Genomic DNA, 1239 nt, shown 5'->3' on the forward strand with positions numbered 1-1239 from the left:
AGCGTGGCCGACCACGCGGACGGCCTCGTCGTCGGCTCCCCGCTCGGTCCCGACCTGGAGGCGAGCGTCGAGCTCGCGGCCGAGGCACTCGACGGACTGTTCTGAAGCGGGAGCCGACCGCGTCGCTGTCGGGGCAGGTTGAACCGACGGGGAACGGTCGAGCGCTCAGTCCGCTCGGCCGCGACCGCCCAGCGACGGGAGCTTCACGCCGAACTCGCCGAACAGCGCGCCGACGGCGGCGTACCCGAAGACCGAGACCGCGGCGATGATGAATAGCTGGCCGACGACCACGAGCACCGCCGTCAGCGGGTCGACGGGCCCGAGGATCAGCTCGTTCGCGAAGATGTCGAGGAACCGGCCGACGTCGCCGAGGAGTCGCGTGACGAAATCGAGGAGCGCGATCATACCCGAGCGTTGGGTCGGGGGGTACTTGGGTGTTGTAGTTCGGACGATCCACGTCTCCGGGTTGCCGTCGAGGGGCCGGGGCGGAGCCTGGTTCCGGGAACCGAACGGCTTACACCCGACCGACACGGAGACGACGGTAATGAGTACCTTGCTGTGGATCCTAACGGGGATCCTCGCGTACACGGCCGCGGCGATGTGGCTCCGGAACCGGGGATACCTCCCCGATTCCGTGCGGGTCTCCGGTCCGCTGACGACGATCCACACCCGCCGTGGACGGGCGTTTCTCGACCGGCTCTCCGGCCCGAAGCGCGCCTGGCGAGTCGTCGCGAACCTCGGTCTCGGCGGCGCGCTCGTCGCCATGGTCGGCTCGTTCGTTCTGATCGTCTCGACCGGGATCTCCGCGCTGGCGGCCACCCAGCCCTCAGCGGTCCAGCAGCCACAGAACTTCCTCATCATCCCCGGCGTCAACGAGTTCCTCCCGCTGTCCGTCGCGGGCGAGATCGTCGCCGGGCTCGCGATCGCGATGGTCGTCCACGAGGGGGCCCACGGCCTGCTGTGTCGCGTCGAGGGGATCGACATCGAGTCGATGGGGCTCGTGCTGTTCGCCGCTATCCCGGTCGGCGCGTTCGTCCAGCCGGACGAGGAGGCGACCCAGGAGGTGTCCCGCGGTGCCCGGGCGCGGATGTTCGCGGCGGGCGTCACGGCGAACACGCTCTTGACGATCGTCGTCTTCGCACTGCTGTTCGGCCCCGTTGTAGGCGCGATCTCCGTCGCCCCCGGCTACGCGGTCGGCGAGGTGAACCCGGGCTCGCCGGCGGCCGCCGCCGACATCGC

Annotated in this window: 2 protein-coding genes and 1 pseudogene; 2 read left to right on the top strand and 1 reads right to left on the bottom strand. The window is 70.1% G+C overall.

Annotated features, from left to right (window positions below; all coding sequences use genetic code 11):
* Positions 1-105, top strand: a pseudogene (locus tag ACFQEU_RS16170) (5,10-methylenetetrahydromethanopterin reductase); the annotation flags it as partial.
* A gap of 60 nt (positions 106-165) precedes the next feature.
* On the opposite strand, the gene ACFQEU_RS16175 reads toward ACFQEU_RS16170, so the two are convergent.
* Entirely contained in the window at positions 166-405 is a 240-nt protein-coding gene (locus ACFQEU_RS16175) for a hypothetical protein (protein ID WP_379783829.1), read from the bottom strand.
* 139 nt (positions 406-544) lie between these two features.
* On the opposite strand from ACFQEU_RS16175, the gene ACFQEU_RS16180 reads away from it, so the two are divergent.
* The coding region (locus tag ACFQEU_RS16180; protein WP_379783831.1) for a site-2 protease family protein at positions 545-1239 on the top strand (695 nt) is incomplete at its 3' end.

Source organism: Halorubrum tibetense, from assembly GCF_042661865.1.
In the GTDB taxonomy this organism is placed as follows: domain Archaea; phylum Halobacteriota; class Halobacteria; order Halobacteriales; family Haloferacaceae; genus Halorubrum; species Halorubrum tibetense.

Excerpts from the sequence above, each read along its gene's own strand:
- ACFQEU_RS16175 (WP_379783829.1), bottom strand. The coding sequence starts at position 405 with ATGATCGCGCTCCTCGATTTCGTCACGCGACTCCTCGGCGACGTCGGC.